This is a genomic window from Arthrobacter sp. PL16, assembly GCF_035985055.1.
GTDB lineage: Bacteria > Actinomycetota > Actinomycetes > Actinomycetales > Micrococcaceae > Arthrobacter_D > Arthrobacter_D cheniae.
In genome coordinates this window covers 38,438-54,808 of sequence record NZ_JAXCIC010000002.1, presented here as the reverse complement: position 1 = coordinate 54,808, position 16,371 = coordinate 38,438, and the positions used below count along the sequence as shown (strand labels likewise).

The 16,371-nt window shown below is 66.2% G+C and carries 16 protein-coding genes; 11 read left to right on the top strand and 5 right to left on the bottom strand.

Going from position 1 to position 16,371, the window contains the following annotated elements:
• Window positions 1–179: 179 nt before the first annotated feature.
• From RCH21_RS03885 to RCH21_RS03855, 7 genes are all read left to right on the top strand, one after another.
• Window positions 180–1,631 carry a fumarylacetoacetate hydrolase family protein gene (locus RCH21_RS03885; RefSeq protein ID WP_326963275.1) on the top strand — a complete coding sequence of 484 codons (1,452 nt, stop codon included), beginning with the start codon at window positions 180–182 and terminating at the stop codon, window positions 1,629–1,631.
• The gene (locus tag RCH21_RS03880) at window positions 1,624–2,301 is read left to right on the top strand and encodes a GntR family transcriptional regulator (RefSeq protein ID WP_326963274.1); all 678 of its coding nucleotides are present in this window, start codon (window positions 1,624–1,626) and stop codon (window positions 2,299–2,301) included. The genes RCH21_RS03885 and RCH21_RS03880 overlap by 8 nt, the downstream gene beginning before the upstream one ends.
• A gap of 8 nt (window positions 2,302–2,309) precedes the next feature.
• Window positions 2,310–3,860, top strand: a complete 1,551-nt coding sequence (hpaE, locus tag RCH21_RS03875) for a 5-carboxymethyl-2-hydroxymuconate semialdehyde dehydrogenase (protein WP_326963273.1) — start codon at window positions 2,310–2,312, stop codon at window positions 3,858–3,860.
• 33 nt (window positions 3,861–3,893) lie between these two features.
• Window positions 3,894–4,976, top strand: coding sequence for a 3,4-dihydroxyphenylacetate 2,3-dioxygenase (hpaD, locus tag RCH21_RS03870; RefSeq protein WP_326963272.1), 1,083 nt, complete (start codon window positions 3,894–3,896; stop codon window positions 4,974–4,976).
• A gap of 28 nt (window positions 4,977–5,004) precedes the next feature.
• Complete coding sequence (gene hpaH / locus RCH21_RS03865) at window positions 5,005–5,790, top strand: 2-oxo-hept-4-ene-1,7-dioate hydratase (RefSeq protein WP_326963271.1); 786 nt, start codon at window positions 5,005–5,007, stop codon at window positions 5,788–5,790.
• Window positions 5,775–6,578: an HpcH/HpaI aldolase family protein gene (locus RCH21_RS03860; RefSeq protein WP_326963270.1), complete on the top strand. Its 804-nt coding sequence runs from the start codon at window positions 5,775–5,777 to the stop codon at window positions 6,576–6,578. Before hpaH ends, RCH21_RS03860 begins: the two co-directional genes overlap by 16 nt.
• Window positions 6,579–6,704: 126 nt before the next feature.
• Window positions 6,705–7,547 carry an amino acid-binding protein gene (locus tag RCH21_RS03855; RefSeq protein WP_326963269.1) on the top strand — a complete coding sequence of 281 codons (843 nt, stop codon included), beginning with the start codon at window positions 6,705–6,707 and terminating at the stop codon, window positions 7,545–7,547.
• Between the two features lie 54 nt (window positions 7,548–7,601).
• Here RCH21_RS03855 and RCH21_RS03850 read toward each other — a convergent pair whose 3' ends face one another.
• Window positions 7,602–7,778 (bottom strand): YegP family protein, encoded by a 177-nt coding sequence (locus tag RCH21_RS03850; protein ID WP_120150171.1) that lies wholly within the window; start codon window positions 7,776–7,778, stop codon window positions 7,602–7,604.
• A gap of 355 nt (window positions 7,779–8,133) precedes the next feature.
• On the opposite strand from RCH21_RS03850, the gene RCH21_RS03845 reads away from it, so the two are divergent.
• Window positions 8,134–8,601 (top strand): DUF4383 domain-containing protein, encoded by a 468-nt coding sequence (locus tag RCH21_RS03845; protein ID WP_326963268.1) that lies wholly within the window; start codon window positions 8,134–8,136, stop codon window positions 8,599–8,601.
• 138 nt (window positions 8,602–8,739) lie between these two features.
• On the opposite strand, the gene RCH21_RS03840 is transcribed toward RCH21_RS03845, so the two are convergent.
• A complete protein-coding gene (locus RCH21_RS03840) occupies window positions 8,740–9,396 on the bottom strand; it encodes a TetR/AcrR family transcriptional regulator (RefSeq protein WP_326963267.1) in 657 nt (218 codons plus the stop codon).
• 222 nt (window positions 9,397–9,618) lie between these two features.
• On the opposite strand from RCH21_RS03840, the gene RCH21_RS03835 reads away from it, so the two are divergent.
• The 3 genes from RCH21_RS03835 (at window position 9,619) to RCH21_RS03825 (ending at window position 13,599) form a co-directional block, all read left to right on the top strand.
• The gene (locus RCH21_RS03835) at window positions 9,619–10,023 is read left to right on the top strand and encodes a DUF7793 family protein (protein ID WP_326963266.1); all 405 of its coding nucleotides are present in this window, start codon (window positions 9,619–9,621) and stop codon (window positions 10,021–10,023) included.
• A 316-nt stretch (window positions 10,024–10,339) separates the two neighbouring features.
• On the top strand, window positions 10,340–11,083 hold the full coding sequence (locus RCH21_RS03830) for an HAD family hydrolase (RefSeq protein WP_235830825.1): 744 nt from the start codon (window positions 10,340–10,342) through the stop codon (window positions 11,081–11,083).
• Window positions 11,084–11,118: 35 nt separating this feature from the next.
• Window positions 11,119–13,599 (top strand): glycoside hydrolase family 65 protein, encoded by a 2,481-nt coding sequence (locus tag RCH21_RS03825; protein ID WP_326963265.1) that lies wholly within the window; start codon window positions 11,119–11,121, stop codon window positions 13,597–13,599.
• A 72-nt stretch (window positions 13,600–13,671) separates the two neighbouring features.
• On the opposite strand, the gene RCH21_RS03820 is transcribed toward RCH21_RS03825, so the two are convergent.
• The 3 genes from RCH21_RS03820 to RCH21_RS03810 form a co-directional block, all read right to left on the bottom strand.
• A complete protein-coding gene (locus RCH21_RS03820; RefSeq protein WP_326963769.1) occupies window positions 13,672–15,231 on the bottom strand; it encodes an MDR family MFS transporter in 1,560 nt (519 codons plus the stop codon).
• A gap of 47 nt (window positions 15,232–15,278) precedes the next feature.
• The gene (locus RCH21_RS03815) at window positions 15,279–15,917 is read right to left on the bottom strand and encodes a TetR/AcrR family transcriptional regulator (protein ID WP_326963264.1); all 639 of its coding nucleotides are present in this window, start codon (window positions 15,915–15,917) and stop codon (window positions 15,279–15,281) included.
• Between the two features lie 99 nt (window positions 15,918–16,016).
• Window positions 16,017–16,343, bottom strand: a complete 327-nt coding sequence (locus RCH21_RS03810) for an L-rhamnose mutarotase (protein ID WP_120150177.1) — start codon at window positions 16,341–16,343, stop codon at window positions 16,017–16,019.
• Window positions 16,344–16,371: the final 28 nt, after the last annotated feature.

The following is a 16,371-nucleotide window of genomic DNA, read 5'->3' as shown; positions in this document are numbered from 1 at the left end:
GGCTGACCTCACTTCGTCGTGATGGGGTGCCGGAGGATGGGTTCGATAATCGAACGGCCTGTTCCACTATCGTTCGCCGATGCTAGACCCCGTGACGGCAGGACGTAAAGCCGCCTTTACGGGTCTGCAGTCTCCCGCTACTATTCGTATACGATTTCGTACTCGATGAGGAGTGTTGCGTGGAACCGGTAGCCGAAAGCCTCCTGGCGGCGACCCGCAAGATCATTGCGGTGCACATCAACTACCCCAGCCGAGCGGCACAACGGGGACGCACCCCAGAGCAGCCGTCCTACTTCCTAAAGCCCCCCTCATCCCTCGCCCTCTCCGGTACGGGTGTCGAACGTCCCGCCGGATGCGAGTTGCTCGGATTCGAGGGCGAGATCGCCCTCGTGATCGGTGCCCCCGCCCGTCGTGTAACCCCCGCAGACGCCTGGGGTCACGTGCGGTGGGTCACGGCCGGCAACGACCTCGGCGTCTACGACCTCCGCTACGCAGACAAGGGTTCCAACCTCCGATCCAAAGGCGGCGACGGCTTCACGCCGGTGGGGCCCGCGCTGATCCCGGCCGCCGACGTCGACCCTGCCGCTCTCCGCATCCGCACCTGGCACAACGGTGTGCTGGTCCAGGATGACACCACCGCCGATCTCCTGTTCCCGTTCGCCCGCCTCATCGCCGACCTGTCGCAACACCTCACCCTCGAAACCGGCGACATCATCCTGACCGGCACCCCGGCGGGCGCATCCGTCGCCCGACCCGGTGACCTCCTCGAGGTCGAAGTGACCTCCGGCGTCCTCTCCACGGGGCGGCTCACCACGCCCGTCAGCAATGGAACGACGCCGTTCGCAGATTTCGGTGCGCAACCCAGGGCCGACGACGTCCAGCGCGAGGAGGCCTACGGTTCCCGGGAGGCAGCAGGACTGGGCGATCCGGTACCGGTGCTCACTCCCGAGCTCAAGGCCCGCCTCGAACGGGTGTCCACCGCAACGCTGTCGTCGCAGCTACGCAAGCGCGGCCTGAACAACGTCAGCATCGACGGGCTCTCCTCCACGAAACCGGGAAAGAGGGTCGTCGGCATCGCCCGCACCCTGCGCTATGTGCCGAACCGCGAGGACCTCTTCACCGCACACGGTGGCGGGTACAACGCGCAGAAACGTGCCATCGACACCGTGAACGAGGGCGAGATCCTCGTCATGGAAGCCCGCGGCGAGAAGGGCACCGGCACCGTCGGCGACATCCTGGCGCTGCGGGCCCAGGTCCGGGGTGCCGCGGCGATCATCACCGACGGCGGCGTCCGGGACTTCGCGACCGTGGCCGCCATGGACATGCCCACCTTCTATGCCAATCCCCACCCCGCCGTCCTCGGTCGGCGCCACATCCCCTGGGACACCGACGTCACCATCGCGTGTGGAGGCACCACGGTGCAGCCCGGCGACATCATCGTCGCGGATGCCGACGGCATCCTCGTTCTTCCGCCGGCCCTCGCCGAGGAGCTCGCCAACGAGGCCGTCGCGCAGGAGCGCGAGGAGACCTTCATCGCCGAGATGGTCACCGAGGGGCACGGCATCGACGGACTGTACCCGCTGAACGCGGCCTGGCGTGCGCGCTACGAGGACTGGCGCTCCGATGACTGACGTGACGGCTGCCGTATCGTCGGGCAGCAAATCACAGCAGGCCTACGCCGCGGTGAAGGCGCAGATCGTCGACGGCGCCTACCCTGCGGGGCATCGCCTCGTCCTCGCCAAGATCGCCCATGACCTCGGCGTCAGCGTCGTCCCCGTGCGGGAAGCGATTCGCAGACTGGAAGCGGAGGGGCTCGTCACCTTCGAGCGGAACATCGGAGCGACGGTCGCGGGCATCGACCCCACAGAATACCTCTACACGATGCAGACCCTGAGCCTCGTCGAGGGAGCGGCCACGGCCCTGTCCGCGCCCCTGATAGGGCCCGATGACATCGCCCGTGCCCGTGCGGTCAACGAGGAGATGCGCGCCTGCCTGGAGCACTTCGACCCGCTGCGCTTCACCCGCCTGAACCAGGACTTCCACGCGATCCTCTTCGAGCACTGCCCGAATCCGCACATCCTCGACCTCGTGCACCGCGGCTGGAACCGCCTAGCCTCCCTGCGGTCGTCGACCTTCCGCTTCGTCCCCGGCCGCGCCCGCGCATCGGTCGGGGAACACGAGGGCCTGCTCCGCCTGATCGAGGGAGCCGCCGACCCCGACGAGATCGAGCGCGCAGCCCGCGCCCACCGCACTGCCACCCTCGAGGCCTACCTCGCGCACTCCGCCAACGACCACCGTTAGGACACCCGATGACGACTCCAAGCGCAGGAACGACAGCAGGACCGCAGCAGTACATCCCCGAGGGCCTGCCCTCCCATATCCAGCACTACATCGGCGGCCGGTTCGTCGATTCCATCGGAGGGGCGACCTTCGATGTCCTCGACCCGGTATCCAATACCACCTACGCGACGGCAGCGGCCGGCCAGAAGGAAGACATCGACGTCGCCGTCACAGCCGCCCGTGAGGCGTTCGTACACGGGCCGTGGCCGCGGATGAAGCCCCGGGAGCGGGCGCGAGTGCTGAACCGGATCGCCGATGCCGTCGAGGCCCAGGAATCGAGGCTCGCGGAACTGGAGACCTTCGACACCGGTCTGCCGATCACCCAGGCGAAGGGCCAGGCCCTCCGCGCTGCGGAGAACTTCCGCTTCTTCGCGGACCTTATCGTGGCCCAGTTCGACGACGCCATGAAGGTCCCCGGTTCCCAGATCAACTACGTCAACCGCAAGCCGATCGGCGTCGCCGGGCTCATCACGCCCTGGAATACGCCCTTCATGCTCGAGTCCTGGAAGCTGGCGCCCGCCCTGGCCACCGGCAACACCGTGGTCCTGAAGCCGGCCGAGTTCACCCCGCTCTCCGCGTCGCTCTGGGCGCAGATCTTCAAGGACGCCGGCCTGCCCGACGGCGTCTTCAACCTCGTCAACGGACTCGGGGAGGAAGCCGGCGACGCCCTCGTGAAGCACCCCGACGTCCCGCTGATCTCCTTCACGGGCGAGACCACCACGGGCCAGACGATCTTCCGCAATGCAGCGGCCAACCTCAAGGGCCTCTCGATGGAGCTCGGCGGGAAGTCGCCCTGCATCGTCTTCGCGGATGCAGATATCGACGCCGCCATCGACTCGGCCCTGTTCGGGGTGTTCTCCCTCAACGGCGAGCGCTGCACCGCGGGGTCCCGCATCCTCGTCGAGCGGGCAGTCTACGACGAGTTCTGCGAGAAGTACGCTGGTCGGGCGAAGACGATCATCGTCGGGGATCCGCACGACCCGAAGACCGAGGTCGGCGCCCTGGTGCATCCCGAACACTTCGCGAAGGTCGCGTCCTACGTGGAGATCGGCAAGACCGAGGGACGCCTCCTCGCCGGTGGCGGCCGCCCCGACCACCTTCCCGAGGGCAACTACATCGCGCCCACGGTATTCGCCGACGTCGCCCCCGACGCCCGGATCTTCCAGGAGGAGATCTTCGGCCCCGTCGTCGCCATCACCCCGTTCGAGACGGATGATGAGGCCCTGGATCTGGCCAACAACACGAAGTACGGACTCGCCGCCTACGTCTGGACGAAGGACCTCACCCGGGCACACACCTTCGCGCAGAACGTCGAAGCGGGCATGGTCTGGCTCAACAGCCACAACGTCCGCGACCTCCGCACCCCCTTCGGCGGTGTCAAGGCCTCCGGACTCGGCCACGAGGGCGGTTACCGCTCCATCGACTTCTACACCGACCAGCAGGCCGTGCACATCACCCTCGGCACGGTCCACACCCCGAAGTTCGGGAACATCGAGGACTCAGCCGCCAACGAAGGCTGATCCCCACCTGTTCCCTCAACGGAGAGAGACATCATGTCCCACCGCATCCCCACCCCGTCGGTCCCGGCACCGGACATCGTCCGCTGTGCCTACATGGAGATCGTGGTCACCGATCTCGCCCGCTCACGCGAGTTCTACGTCGACGTCCTCGGCCTGCATGTCACCGAGGAGAACGACGACGCGATCTACCTGCGCTCCCTCGAGGAGTTCATCCATCACAACCTGGTCCTGCGCAAGGGGCCCCTGGCCGCCGTCGCGGCCTTCGCCTACCGCGTGAGGTCGCCGGCCGAGGTCGACGCCGCGGAGGCGTACTACAGGGAACTGGGCTGCCGCACCGAGCGCCGGGCGGAAGGGTTCACCAAGGGCGTCGGGGACTCGGTCCGCGTCGAGGATCCGCTCGGCTTCCCCTACGAGTTCTTCTACGACGTCGAGCACGTGGAGCGCCTCACCCAGCGCTACGACCTCTACTCCGCCGGCGAACTGGTGCGCCTGGACCACTTCAACCAGGTCACCCCCGACGTCCCGCGGGGCCGGGCGTACCTCGAGGACCTCGGCTTCCGCGTCTCGGAGGACATCCAGGATTCCGACGGCGTGACCTACGCCGTCTGGATGCACCGCAAGCAGACCGTCCACGACACAGCCCTGACCGGCGGCAACGGGCCCCGCATGCACCACGTCGCGTTCGCGACCCACGAGAAGCACAACATCATCCAGATCTGCGACAAGATGGGCGCTCTGCGGATCAGCGACCGGATCGAGCGCGGGCCCGGACGCCACGGCGTCTCCAACGCCTTCTACCTCTATATCCTCGATCCCGACGGCCACCGCATCGAGATCTACTGCCAGGACTACTACACGGGTGACCCCGACAACCCGACCATCACCTGGGACGTCCACGACAACCAGCGCCGCGACTGGTGGGGCAACGCCGTCGTTCCGTCCTGGTACACGGAAGCCTCGCTGGTCCTCGACCTCGACGGGAACCCGCAACCCGTCACCGAGCGGGACGAGAGGAGCGAGCAGGCAGTCACCGTCGGTGCAGACGGCTTCTCCTACACCCGCAGGGACGACGGCGGCGCACCCGCGGAGGGTTTCAAGCTCGGCACCCAGCTCTGACTTTTCCCGGACCACCGAAGGACTCCCGATGCTCGATCCGCAGGCCATCAGCGGCATAGCCGACGAACTACTCGACGCTGCCCGGACACGGACGCCCGTCCCCCTGCTCACGTCCCGCTACCCGGGCATGACCGTGGAGGACTCCTATGCCGTGCAGCGACTCTGGTGCCGGCGCAACGAGGAAGCCGGCCGAACGCTCGTAGGGCGGAAGATCGGCCTCACCTCGCGCGCCATGCAGGCGGCCACTGGGATCACCGAGCCCGACTACGGTGCCATCTTCGACGACATGGTGCTCGAGACCGGGTGCTCGGTCAGGTGGGACCAGTACTCGCACCCAAGGGTGGAGGTGGAGCTCGCCTTCGTGCTGAAAGCCGACCTCTCGGGACCGGGCTGCACCATCTTCGACGTGCTGAACGCGACGGACTACGTGGTGCCTGCGCTGGAGATCCTCGACTCGCGGATCGAGATGGAGGGCCGCACCATCGTGGACACCATTTCCGACAACGCGGCGATGGGCGCCATGGTGATCGGCGGCCGCCCGGTGCGGCCGGACGCCGTCGACCTGCGCTGGGTCTCCGCCATCCTCTACAAGAACCAGGTGGTGGAGGAGACCGGGGTCGCGGCCGGAGTCCTGGACCACCCTGCCGCCGGTGTGCACTGGCTCGCCAACAAGATCGCCGCCCACGGTGACGGGCTGAAGGCCGGCGCCATCATCCTCGCCGGATCCTTCACCCGACCGATGTGGGTGCACGCGGGCGATACCGTCCACGCCGACTACGGACCCCTGGGAGCCGTCACATGCCGCTTCGTCTAGCCCCCACCTTCGCCGACGTTCTGGCCTCGGCGCATCGTCCCCTCACCGGGATGTGGGTCTGCTCCGGCAGCCCGCTCGTCGCCGAGATCTGTGCCGGATCGGGTCTGGACTGGCTGCTCATCGATGCCGAACACAGCCCCAACGGGCTCGAATCGAACCTCGCCCAACTCCAAGCCGTCTCCGGCTATCCGGTCCAGGTGCTCGTCAGACCCCCCGTCAACGACACCGTGATCATCAAGCAGTACCTCGACCTCGGGGCACAGAACCTCCTGATCCCCATGGTCTCCTCCGTCGCGGACGCCGAAGCCGCCGTCGCCGCCACCCGGTATCCGCCCGAGGGTGTCCGGGGCGTCGGCTCCGCCCTGGCGCGCGCCGCACGCTGGAACAGGGTGCCGGACTACCTGGCGGATGCGTCCGCCACGATCAGCCTGACCGTGCAGATCGAGTCCACGGCCGCCGTCGAGGCCGTGGACGACATCCTTGCGGTGGACGGCGTCGACGCGATCTTCGTCGGGCCCTCCGACCTCGCGGCCTCCATGGGACTCCTCAGCCAGCAGGAACACCCACAGGTGCGCGCCGCCGTTGAACACTGCCTTGCAGCAGCCGAGCGGGCCGGCACACCGGCCGGAGTCAATGCGTTCAACTCGACGACGGCCCGGCACTACCTCGACGCCGGTGCCCGCTTCGTCCTGGTCGGGGCCGACGTCGCACTCCTCGCCCGGGGCTCCGAGGCCCTGGCCGCCGACTTCATCCCGGCCTCCGACGGCGATTCCCCGGCCGGCTACTGACGTTGTCTTCGCACGGTGCCGCACTGTCGTGGCATCGTGCACGGACGTACGCAGGGGCCCGTCAAGTTATTTGTCATGGAACCGCCCTGCAACGCTGCCGAAACGGGCGCTTCGCACAGTGGAGTCATGAAACGCTCCACCGGTTCCACTGCTGCTTCACTCCGATGCGACTCCTGCGGGCAACTGCCCGAGCCCGGTAAGGTCCGGCTGACACTCGCCAATGTGGCCGTGATGCTGCCCATAGAACTGGCCGTCCACGCCGTGGTGGTCCAGACGCACCTGAGCTATCCGCTCAAGGTGCTCCTCCTGGCCCTCACGGCGACCGCGCTGGTGATCTGGGTGGCGGAGCCCTCCGTGATGAGGTTCCTGCGGACCTGGCTGCACGCCCCTGCGTTGAAGCAGCGCGGGCGACTCGACGCCGCGGCGGATCTGTGGCGGGCGCGCGTCAGGGTCGACGACACCCCCGGAGCCCTGGAACGCATCTCCCACCAGCTGGCCCGTCGCGGAGTCAACATCATGTCACTCCACATCCACCCCGGATCAGGGGCAAGCATCGATGAATTCGTCCTCGCCGCCCCGACAGGAATCGGGGAGCAGGACCTCGTGCGGGCCCTCCTCCTGGGCGGCGGGGCCTCCGCCCAGGTCTGGCCTTCCACTGCGCTGGCCCTCGCCGACGGACAGACCAAAGCACTGTCACTTGCCTGCCACGTGGTGCAGGACCCCTCGGAGCTGCCGTACGCAGTCACCGAACTCCTCTCCGCTGATCCAGTAGTGCCGCCATCGCCCGCCGTCCGGTCCTTCGTCGAAGGGGCCGAACTCCTCAAGATTCCCTCCCCGACCGGGGAACCGATGGTCTTCTCCCGGGCAGGGGAACCCTTCACTGCCGCAGAATCCGCACGAGCCCACCGGCTGTCCGAGTTGGCGGCGATGGCCGCGCACTGCTGCGCTCTTCATGGCCGAGGCGACTGACTGCGATCGGACCTGATGACAGGGCTGAGCGTGATGGTCCTTCCCCGGTCCTCGCTAGCTCAGGTCTGTGATGAGTGCTGATGCAGCGCAGTCACGGATGCCGTTGATCCCTGCAACCGTGGTGTCCTTGTCCTCATAGGGCTCACTGGTGACGAGGGTGGCACCGTCATCTCCCGTGAGCCGGAACCGGAAATGGTCCTGTTCGCGATATATCTCGAATCGTCCTGCCACAGCTGCCTCCTGGGTCGTGCAGCGCTGTCCCTTGCCCCTCGGGTGTGCCGCCGGGCTACGGCGGAGGGGACGACGCTGTCATACCCATTCGACACGATTCGGTTCCCGTCGGCAACCACTCCCGAAGTCCCACGATAGGCAACGGGCAGGAGCCAGCGGGTGGCAGCGACACGGGCTGCACGCGCACCGTAGGGGAGGTCTGCTTACTAAACTGTGCTGGACCACCGGACGACTTCTCACACCAAGCAGGTGAGCGTCGCCCTCGGTGTCACCGTCTCATCAGCTCCCTGCACGTCACTCCTCGGTGAGGATTGCTGCAGGCGAGCCCTCGCACATCCGACTGGGAGAACAAATCATGACCACCGCACCTACGCCCCGCGCGGGCACCCGTACCAACGTCCAGAAAGCAGCCCTCGCCGTGGGAGCCGTGTTCCTTCTCGTGGGCCTGCTCGGCTTCATCCCCGGCATCACCAGCCAGTACGACCAGCTCAGCTTCGCCGGCCACGAATCCGGAGCACTGCTTCTCGGCCTGTTCCAGGTGTCCGTCCTGCACAACATCGTGCACCTGCTCTTCGGGGCAGCCGGGATTGCCATGTCGCGCACCATCAGCGGGGCCCGCTCATACCTGCTGTACGGGGGGATCATCTACCTGGTCCTGTGGATCTACGGCCTGGTCATCGACCAGAACTCGGCCGGCAACTTCGTCCCCCTCAACGACGCCGACAACTGGCTGCACCTGCTCCTGGGAATCGGCATGATCGCGCTGGCACTGCTGCTCACACGCGACCGCGACCGCGACCGCACCGCCACGAAGCACGCATAACGCACCTGACTGATCGACCCGACCTCACCGGTCGACGCCACACCTCCAGAGTGGGACCCCGGACGAGTTCCGGGGTCCCACTCCCGGCTTCGGCGGCACTACCGACAACAGCCTCCCGGGCAGTTCGCGTGGTGGCTGCTACCTGCTCGGGATTTCGGCCGACCGGCGGGTCTTGATGTCGGCCTTGCCACTGCTCTGGCTGTCCTGTGGTTCGGCCGGTGTGTGCAGGGTGATGAGCATATCGCCCAATTTCCTGATCCTGGTTCCACTGTCGGGGTCGATGCCGACGCCGGAGATGATGGCGCCCTGCATGAGAACCAGCCAGCAGTAGGCGAAATCGTCGGGATCAGTGAGTCCCATCGCGGTCGCGGCTGCCTCGAGGCTGGAACGTATCTCGTTGAGGTAGACCAGGCTGGCCGCACCCACGGGATGAAGGGGACCGGTTTCGAGCAGGGCGCGGATGTAGGGGCAGCCGGTGAAGCCGGGGGCGTGGAACCACTCGTCGAAGATGTCGAAGATCGCGAGCAGCTGCTCCCGGGGTGTATCCGCCCGGCGCTGGGACTCGGCCGTAAGGTAACCGGTCGTGAAGAGGTGCTGTCGGCGCTCGAAGAACGCCATGACGAGGTCGTCCTTGGACGGGAAGTGGCTGTAGAAAGTGGCCTTCGCGACACCCGCGGTGGCGATGATCTCGTTGACGCCGACGGCCCGGATGCCCCGCTCCACGAACAGGTCGTAGGAAGCTGCGAGGATCCGCTCCCGCGCATCCTTCACAGATGTTGTGACTTCAGCAACCACAGGGACTCCTTGAAGTTGAGACACTGGTACCTGAAGTCTACAAGTAGACAGACTGGTCTGTTTTCTGGTTAGAATCGATTCCGGCCATCCCCCCAATGGCCGCAATCGCGGAGAAGTTTGAGACCGTATCCGCGATGCTGGCACCGGCGGTTCTTCTGGGACCGTCCGGTGCCGGCACCATTAACCGTCCACCCGGGCATGATCAGGACGGAGTGCAGGTAGGTGAGTACCGTGTACTCCTCGGCGGGGCTCCTGCCCGTGGCCCCCAGGTTTCGTCTTCAGGTGCTCGATGACGGGATCCTGGTCCTTCAGTGGGACAGATCCCTCGAAGTGACCGTTGCCGACGCCGTCGAACTCATCAGGCGCAAGGAACTCCTCGCTCCTGGTAGATGCTCCCCCCTACTGGTCGAACTCAATGGAATGGTCACCATGGCGCGGCACGCATTCGTCCTGATGGCGGAATCACTGGACGTCTCGGCAGCCGCGATCGTCGGCTCCTGCCCTGTAGAGAAGATCCTGGTGACGCACTTCGAAGCCGTTCATCGCCCCCCGTACCCGGTGGCGTACTTCGAAAGCCGGAGTCAGGCCCTCGAGTCGCTGCATGAACGAACCCTCCTCACCCGATGAGCGCCCGGATGATGCTGGTGAGGAAGCACCCGGTCCTCGTGGGTGGCTCCGTCGAGCCGGAGCACATTTCGGGCCTGGTTTCACCACGTCGCACAGCTCGCAGAATTCGTCCTGGTGCGTCTGTCCCGAGGCTTAGACTGGTCATCGCAGGGTCGCCCGTTCGGGCGCATCTGGTGGGCGCCCCCGTCCATGACCAGCCCTCGAAGACCTCTCTTTTCCTGGTCGATGACGACTCCCATCGACCCTCACCGGTTCCGCGTGCGCGGAATCGGTGCCCGGACCTCCACCACCTCGGAAAGCTGCCCTACCCGTGCCCCTGCCCCCTGCCGCATCCCGCCTCGCGAACCTGGAGGCATTCCTCTTCGACCTCGACGGCGTGCTCACACCCACTGCCGAGGTCCACATGCGCGCCTGGTCGCGACTCTTCACGTCGTATCTCGCCGCCAAGGGTCTTGACCAGACCTACACGGACGATGACTACTTCACCTTCATCGACGGTCGTCCCCGCTACGACGGCGTGCGGGCGTTCCTCGCATCGCGCGGCGTGACCCTGCCGGAGGGGACTCCCGACGACCCACCGGAACTGGAGACTGTCTGTGGACTGGGGAACCGGAAGAACAGGACCTTCAATGACACGCTTCGGGATCAGGGCGTCACGGCATACCGGGGCTCCGTCGCGCTGCTGGACGCCGCCGCGGCCAGCGGTCTTCGCGTCGCGGTGGTGACGAGCTCACGCAATGGGACCGCCGTCCTCGCAGCCGCCGGGCTCAGCGATCGTTTCGGGGTCGTCGTCGATGGACTGCTGTCGGCGGGACACGGGCTACCAGGCAAACCCGCTCCGGATACCTACCTGCACGCCGCCGAGCTCCTCGGTCTTCCCGCTGCGGCATGCGCGGTCGTCGAGGACGCCCCGTCCGGGATCGATGCCGGCCGGGCCGGCGACTTCGGTCTCGTGATCGGTGTGGACCGTGGGGTAGGCGCGGCGACGCTGCTCGCCCGCGGTGCCGACCTCGTCATCGACGACCTTGCCGAACTCATCCCGTTCCTCCCCGCCAGCTAAGTGCTGCCGCTCCCACCCGCACCACAGGACACACCATGAATCTGATTACCGCAGACCCCGTCGACCGCAACCACTTCCCCGTGGACGAGTGGGCGCTCGTCGAGACGGAGTTCGACGTCGCCCAGCAGGGCCGCAACGAGACGCTGTTCACCGTCGGGAACGGCTACCTCGGCCTGAGGGGCAACCTCGACGAGGGTAGGGACGGTCACGCCTACGGTACCTACGTCAACGGTTTTCACGAGACATGGCCGATCCAGCACGCGGAGGAGGCATACGGATTCGCACGCGTCGGACAGACGATCGTGAATGTGCCCGATGCCAAGATCATCCGTCTGTACGTCGACGACGAACCGTTCGTTCTGTCCAAAGCGGACATCCTTCGGCATTCGCGGCGCCTCGACTTCAGCGACGGCCTCCTGACCCGTGAGATCGAGTGGCGCACTCCCTCCGGGAAGCACGTACTCATCCGGTCGCGCCGCATGGTGTCCTTCACGGATCGACACCTCGCGATCATCGACTACGAGGTCGAAATGCTCGATGCCGAAGCCTCCATCCTCATCTCCAGCCAGTTGCTCAACCGGCAGGACGGCGTGGATGAGTACCAGGTGAATCTCCTCAAGGAAGGCGGGGCGTTCGATCCCCGCAAAGCGGAGTCGTTCCGCGACCGGGTGCTCCAGCCACGGCTCAAGCGCATCGAGGACACCCGGTACCTGCTCGGCTTCAGCACGACGAACTCCCGGATGACCATCGCCTGCGGGATCGAGCACGATCTGCTCACCGACAACGAGTGGGATCAGACCTCGCACATCGAGGACGACCTCGCGACCCACGCCTATCGGATCAAGGCCAAGCCGGGTCGACCCGTCCGGCTCCTCAAGAACATCAGCTATCACACCTCGCGCAGCGTGCCCGCGCGCGAACTGGCCGATCGCTGCAGCCGCACCCTGGATCGTGCACGCGAAATGTCCACCGAAGAGCACTTCCGACAGCAACGCGCCTGGCTGACCGACTTCTGGTCACGCTCGGACGTCGAGATCGAGGGCCAGCCGGCCATCCAGCAGGCCGTGCGATGGAACCTCTTCCAGTTGGCCCAGTCCACGGCCCGGACCGATGGCGGTGGCATCGCCGCGAAGGGCGTCTCCGGCTCCGGCTATGGCGGGCACTACTTCTGGGACACCGAGGTCTATGTCCTGCCCTTCCTCAGCTACACGGCTCCCGTCGTCGCACGCAACGCGCTCCGTTTCCGTCAGTCGATGCTCGAACCGGCCCGAGCGCGTGCGGCCGAACTCAACCAGCGCGGCGCGCTGTTTCCCTGGCGCACCATCAATGGTGAGGAGTCTTCGGCGTACTACGCGGCCAGCACCGCCCAGTACCACATCGACGCGGACATCTCCTATGCCCTCATGCAGTACGTAGCAGCGACGGGTGACGACGACTTCCTCAACCGCGGTGCGATCGACATCCTCGTCGAAACGGCGCGGATGTGGGCCGATCTCGGCTTCTGGCGGAGCAACGGCGACGACAACTTCCATATCCACGGTGTCACGGGCCCCGACGAGTACACGACCGTCGTCAACGACAACCTCTATACCAACGTGATGGCCCGGGCCAATCTCCGCTCCGCGGTGCGTGCAGTCGCATCGCTCCAGGCCATCGACGGCCCCGCGCATGCCCGGATGGTCGCCCGTCTGGGGCTCGGAGATGACGAGCTGGACGAATGGGCACGCGCCGCGGAGAGGATGCACATCCCCTTCGACGAACGCGCCGGCATCCACCCCCAGGACGCTGCGTTCCTCGAGAAGGAGCTGTGGGACCTCGAGAACACCCCTCCGAGCAAGCGCCCCCTCCTGCTGCACTACCATCCCCTGGTGATCTACCGCTTCCAGGTGCTCAAGCAGGCCGACGTCGTGCTCGCACTGCACCTGCAGGGCCACGAGTTCACGACACGGCAGAAACGCTCCGACTTCGAGTACTACGAAGCCCTGACCACGGGCGATTCGACCCTGTCTGCCGTGGTCCAGTCGATCATCGCAGCCGAGGTCGGATACCACGACCTCGCGCTCCGATACTTTCTGTCCTCCCTGTTCGTGGACCTCGCCGATCTGCACCGCAACACCTCCGACGGCATCCACGTCGCGTCGACCGGCGGAGTCTGGAGCGCCCTCGTCTACGGCTTCGGAGGGATGCGCGATCACAATGGCCGGATCACGCTGGAGCCGAGGCTGCCCGAGGCGTGGACCAGGGTGAGCTTCCGCATCACCCTGCGCGGCACCCGTGTGCGGGCGGACGTGATGCAGGACGCGATCACCCTGACGGTGGAAACAGGTGACACTGCCACGGTCTCGGTGCACGGCCGACCCATCGAGTTGACGGCCGGCTTCCCTGTCACAGTCCCGCTCGACGACCAGGGACCGCGCCTCACCGGCGCCCCCACCACGAGTGACATCGAAGGGAGCCGCCGCGCTGACGGTTCCCTGGTGACCGCTTCGATCCCGAGGATCACCGTCAACCCGTAGCACCGCGGCGAAGGCTGTGTGGAACCAGTCCTGGCCCACACGTCAGCCGACCGTGTGGGCCAGGGATGTGGCCTAGCGTGCCGAGCTTGTAGCCGTGGCGGGCGCGTCGTCCGCAGTGATGAGGATGTTGCCCTCGGAGATGGACTCGGACAGCACATCGTGTTCGATCGAGGTGGCGAGCGACTTCTCCTTGACGAAGCACATCAGCACGGAGGCGATCAGTGCCAGTGGGACCATCCAGATGAAGATTGGGGTGAGCGCGTCGTTGTAGGAGGAGATGACCGCGTCCCTGATGGGCGCGGGCAAACCAGCTACGAGGGCAGGTGTCAGGGAATTCGATCCTGCGGCCTCTCCCCCGGTTGCCATGGCCGGCAGCCTTTCGGCGAGCAGTCCGGTGAGGCGACTGGCGAAGAGGCTCCCGACTACTGCCGAACCGAGCGTGGCGCCGATCTGGCGGAAGAAGTTGTTCGACGCGGTCGCGGTTCCCACCTCACGCAGCGCGAACGAGTTCTGCACGATCAGCACCATGATCTGCATGCTCAGGCCCAGCCCGAGCCCCATCACGGCCAGGTATGCGCAGATGGTCCAGAGGGGCGCTCCGGGCGTCAGGGTGGAGAGCAGTCCCAGGGCGACCGCGACCAGCAGTCCGCCCGCAATGGGCATCCATTTGTATCGCCCGGTCCGGCTGACAAGCTGTCCGGAGACGACCGAGGCGACCAGGAGCGCACCCATCATGGGGATCATGAGCAGACCCGAGGTGGTTGCGTCGACGCTGAAGGCCATCTGGAGATAGGTCGGCAGGTACCCGATCGCACCGAACATGGCCACGCCGATGAACAGACCGGCAATGGTGGCGAGGTTGAAGTTGAGGTCCCTGAAGAGGTGCAGAGGGATGATCGGCTCCGCTGTCCGGCGCTCGACGGCGACGAACGCCGCTGCTGCCACGACGGTCGCGGCGATCAGACCGAGGATGATCGGATCGCTCCACGCGTATTTGCTACCGCCCCAGGTGGCGAAAAGTACGAGGGCCGTGGTCGAGATGGCCAGCAGCGCCATGCCGCCGAGATCCAGGCGCGGCCTTCCGGAGTGCTTGGGCAGTTTGAGGAAGAACACGGCGCCGGCCAGGGCCAGCAGTCCGAGCGGAATGTTGATCCAGAACACCCAGCGCCAGCCGGGGCCCTCGGTGAACCAGCCGCCCAGCAGGGGGCCGGCGACCGAGGCGATGGCGAAGACCCCGCCCATCAGGCCCATGTACTTGCCGCGCTCGCGCGGGGGAACGACATCGGCGATGACCGCCTGGGACAGGATCATCAGACCGCCGCCGCCGAGGCCCTGGATGACCCTCGCGGTGATGAGGATAGCCATGTCATTGGCCAGGGCACCTACGACCGATCCGATCATGAACAGCACGATGGCCGCCATCAGCAGGGCCCTGCGTCCCATCAGGTCCCCGAGCTTCCCGTAAATGGGCATGGTGATGGTCGAGGTCAGGATGAACGCGGTGATGACCCACAGCATGTTGTCGACGCCGTTGAGCTCGCCGACGATGGTGGGCAGTGCTGTGCTGAGAACGGTCTGGTTCAGCGAGGCCAGGAGCATCGAGAGCATCAGCCCGATGAAGAGCAGCACCATATGCTGTTTTCCTTCGGCCGGCGCCGCAGCGGGAACAGCTTCGGTTTTCACAGGAGTTTCCTTTGTACTGAATGGAACAGGGAGAGGGCGGGCGCCAGGTCATCGGGCGCCAGGCCGGCAGCGGGACTGTACCGGCCGGAAGCGACGGTGAAGCGCAAGGGGATGCTGGCCGTCATGACGATGATGCGTGCAACATCAGCCACGTCCGCGGGCTGGTCTTCCTCACCCATCCCCGCGAACCACTGCGGGTTCTCGGCAAGGAGGCCGGTCAGGGCGCCGCGCACCAGGTCCTCGGCCTCGTTCATCCGCTCGACCATACGGTGGACCAGATGGGGGTACTGCCGCGTCAACTCACGGCGTCGCACCTGGTCCACACCCTCGTACGCGCTCAGGGCGACCGCCAGCAGGAGGCGCGAGACCTGACCGAGGACATCGCGGTGGAAGGAGAAGCCTTCGAGCAGGGCCGGATCCATCACCGGCGTCCGCAGGCCCAGCACGGCGTCCTCCTTGGACGGGAAGTAATTGAAGAAGGTGCGCTGTGAAACTCCTGCGCGGGCGGTGATCGTTTCCACCGTGGCGGAATCCAGCCCCCGTTCCAGGACCGACGCAACCGCAGCCTGATGCAGGGTCAACCAGGTTTCCGCCTTCTGGCGGTCACGCAGGGAGGGCAGGACTGTCGAACTCATCCCGCTAGTTTTGCGCACCTGCAAACAATGCACAAATGCACTTCGAGTGATCTACCTCAGGGACCCGAATGATGAGAGGTGCGAACGCCGTCCCGCTCCCTAGAGCTGGTCCTCGAGGTGGAAGACCTCATCGAGCCGCACGAAACCCTCGTCCGGACGCCCATCGAGCGCCACGAAGAACGGCGCCATGTCCGCCTGCCAACGCGCATTGACCTCGGTCCCGGCCATCGCCGCCTGGGAGGCAGCGAAGTCCTCACACTCGACATAGCCGATCAGCAGGCCATCAGGACGCAGGAACAGCGAGTAGTTGTGCCACCCGGTGTCCTTGAGGGCGCGGGCCATGTCCGGCCAGATCGCGGCGTGGCGCTCGCGGTACTCGGGGATGCGCTCCGGCTGCACCTGGAGTTGGAAACAGACGCGTTCCATGGGTAGTCCTTCTTCCACGAGCAGTGTT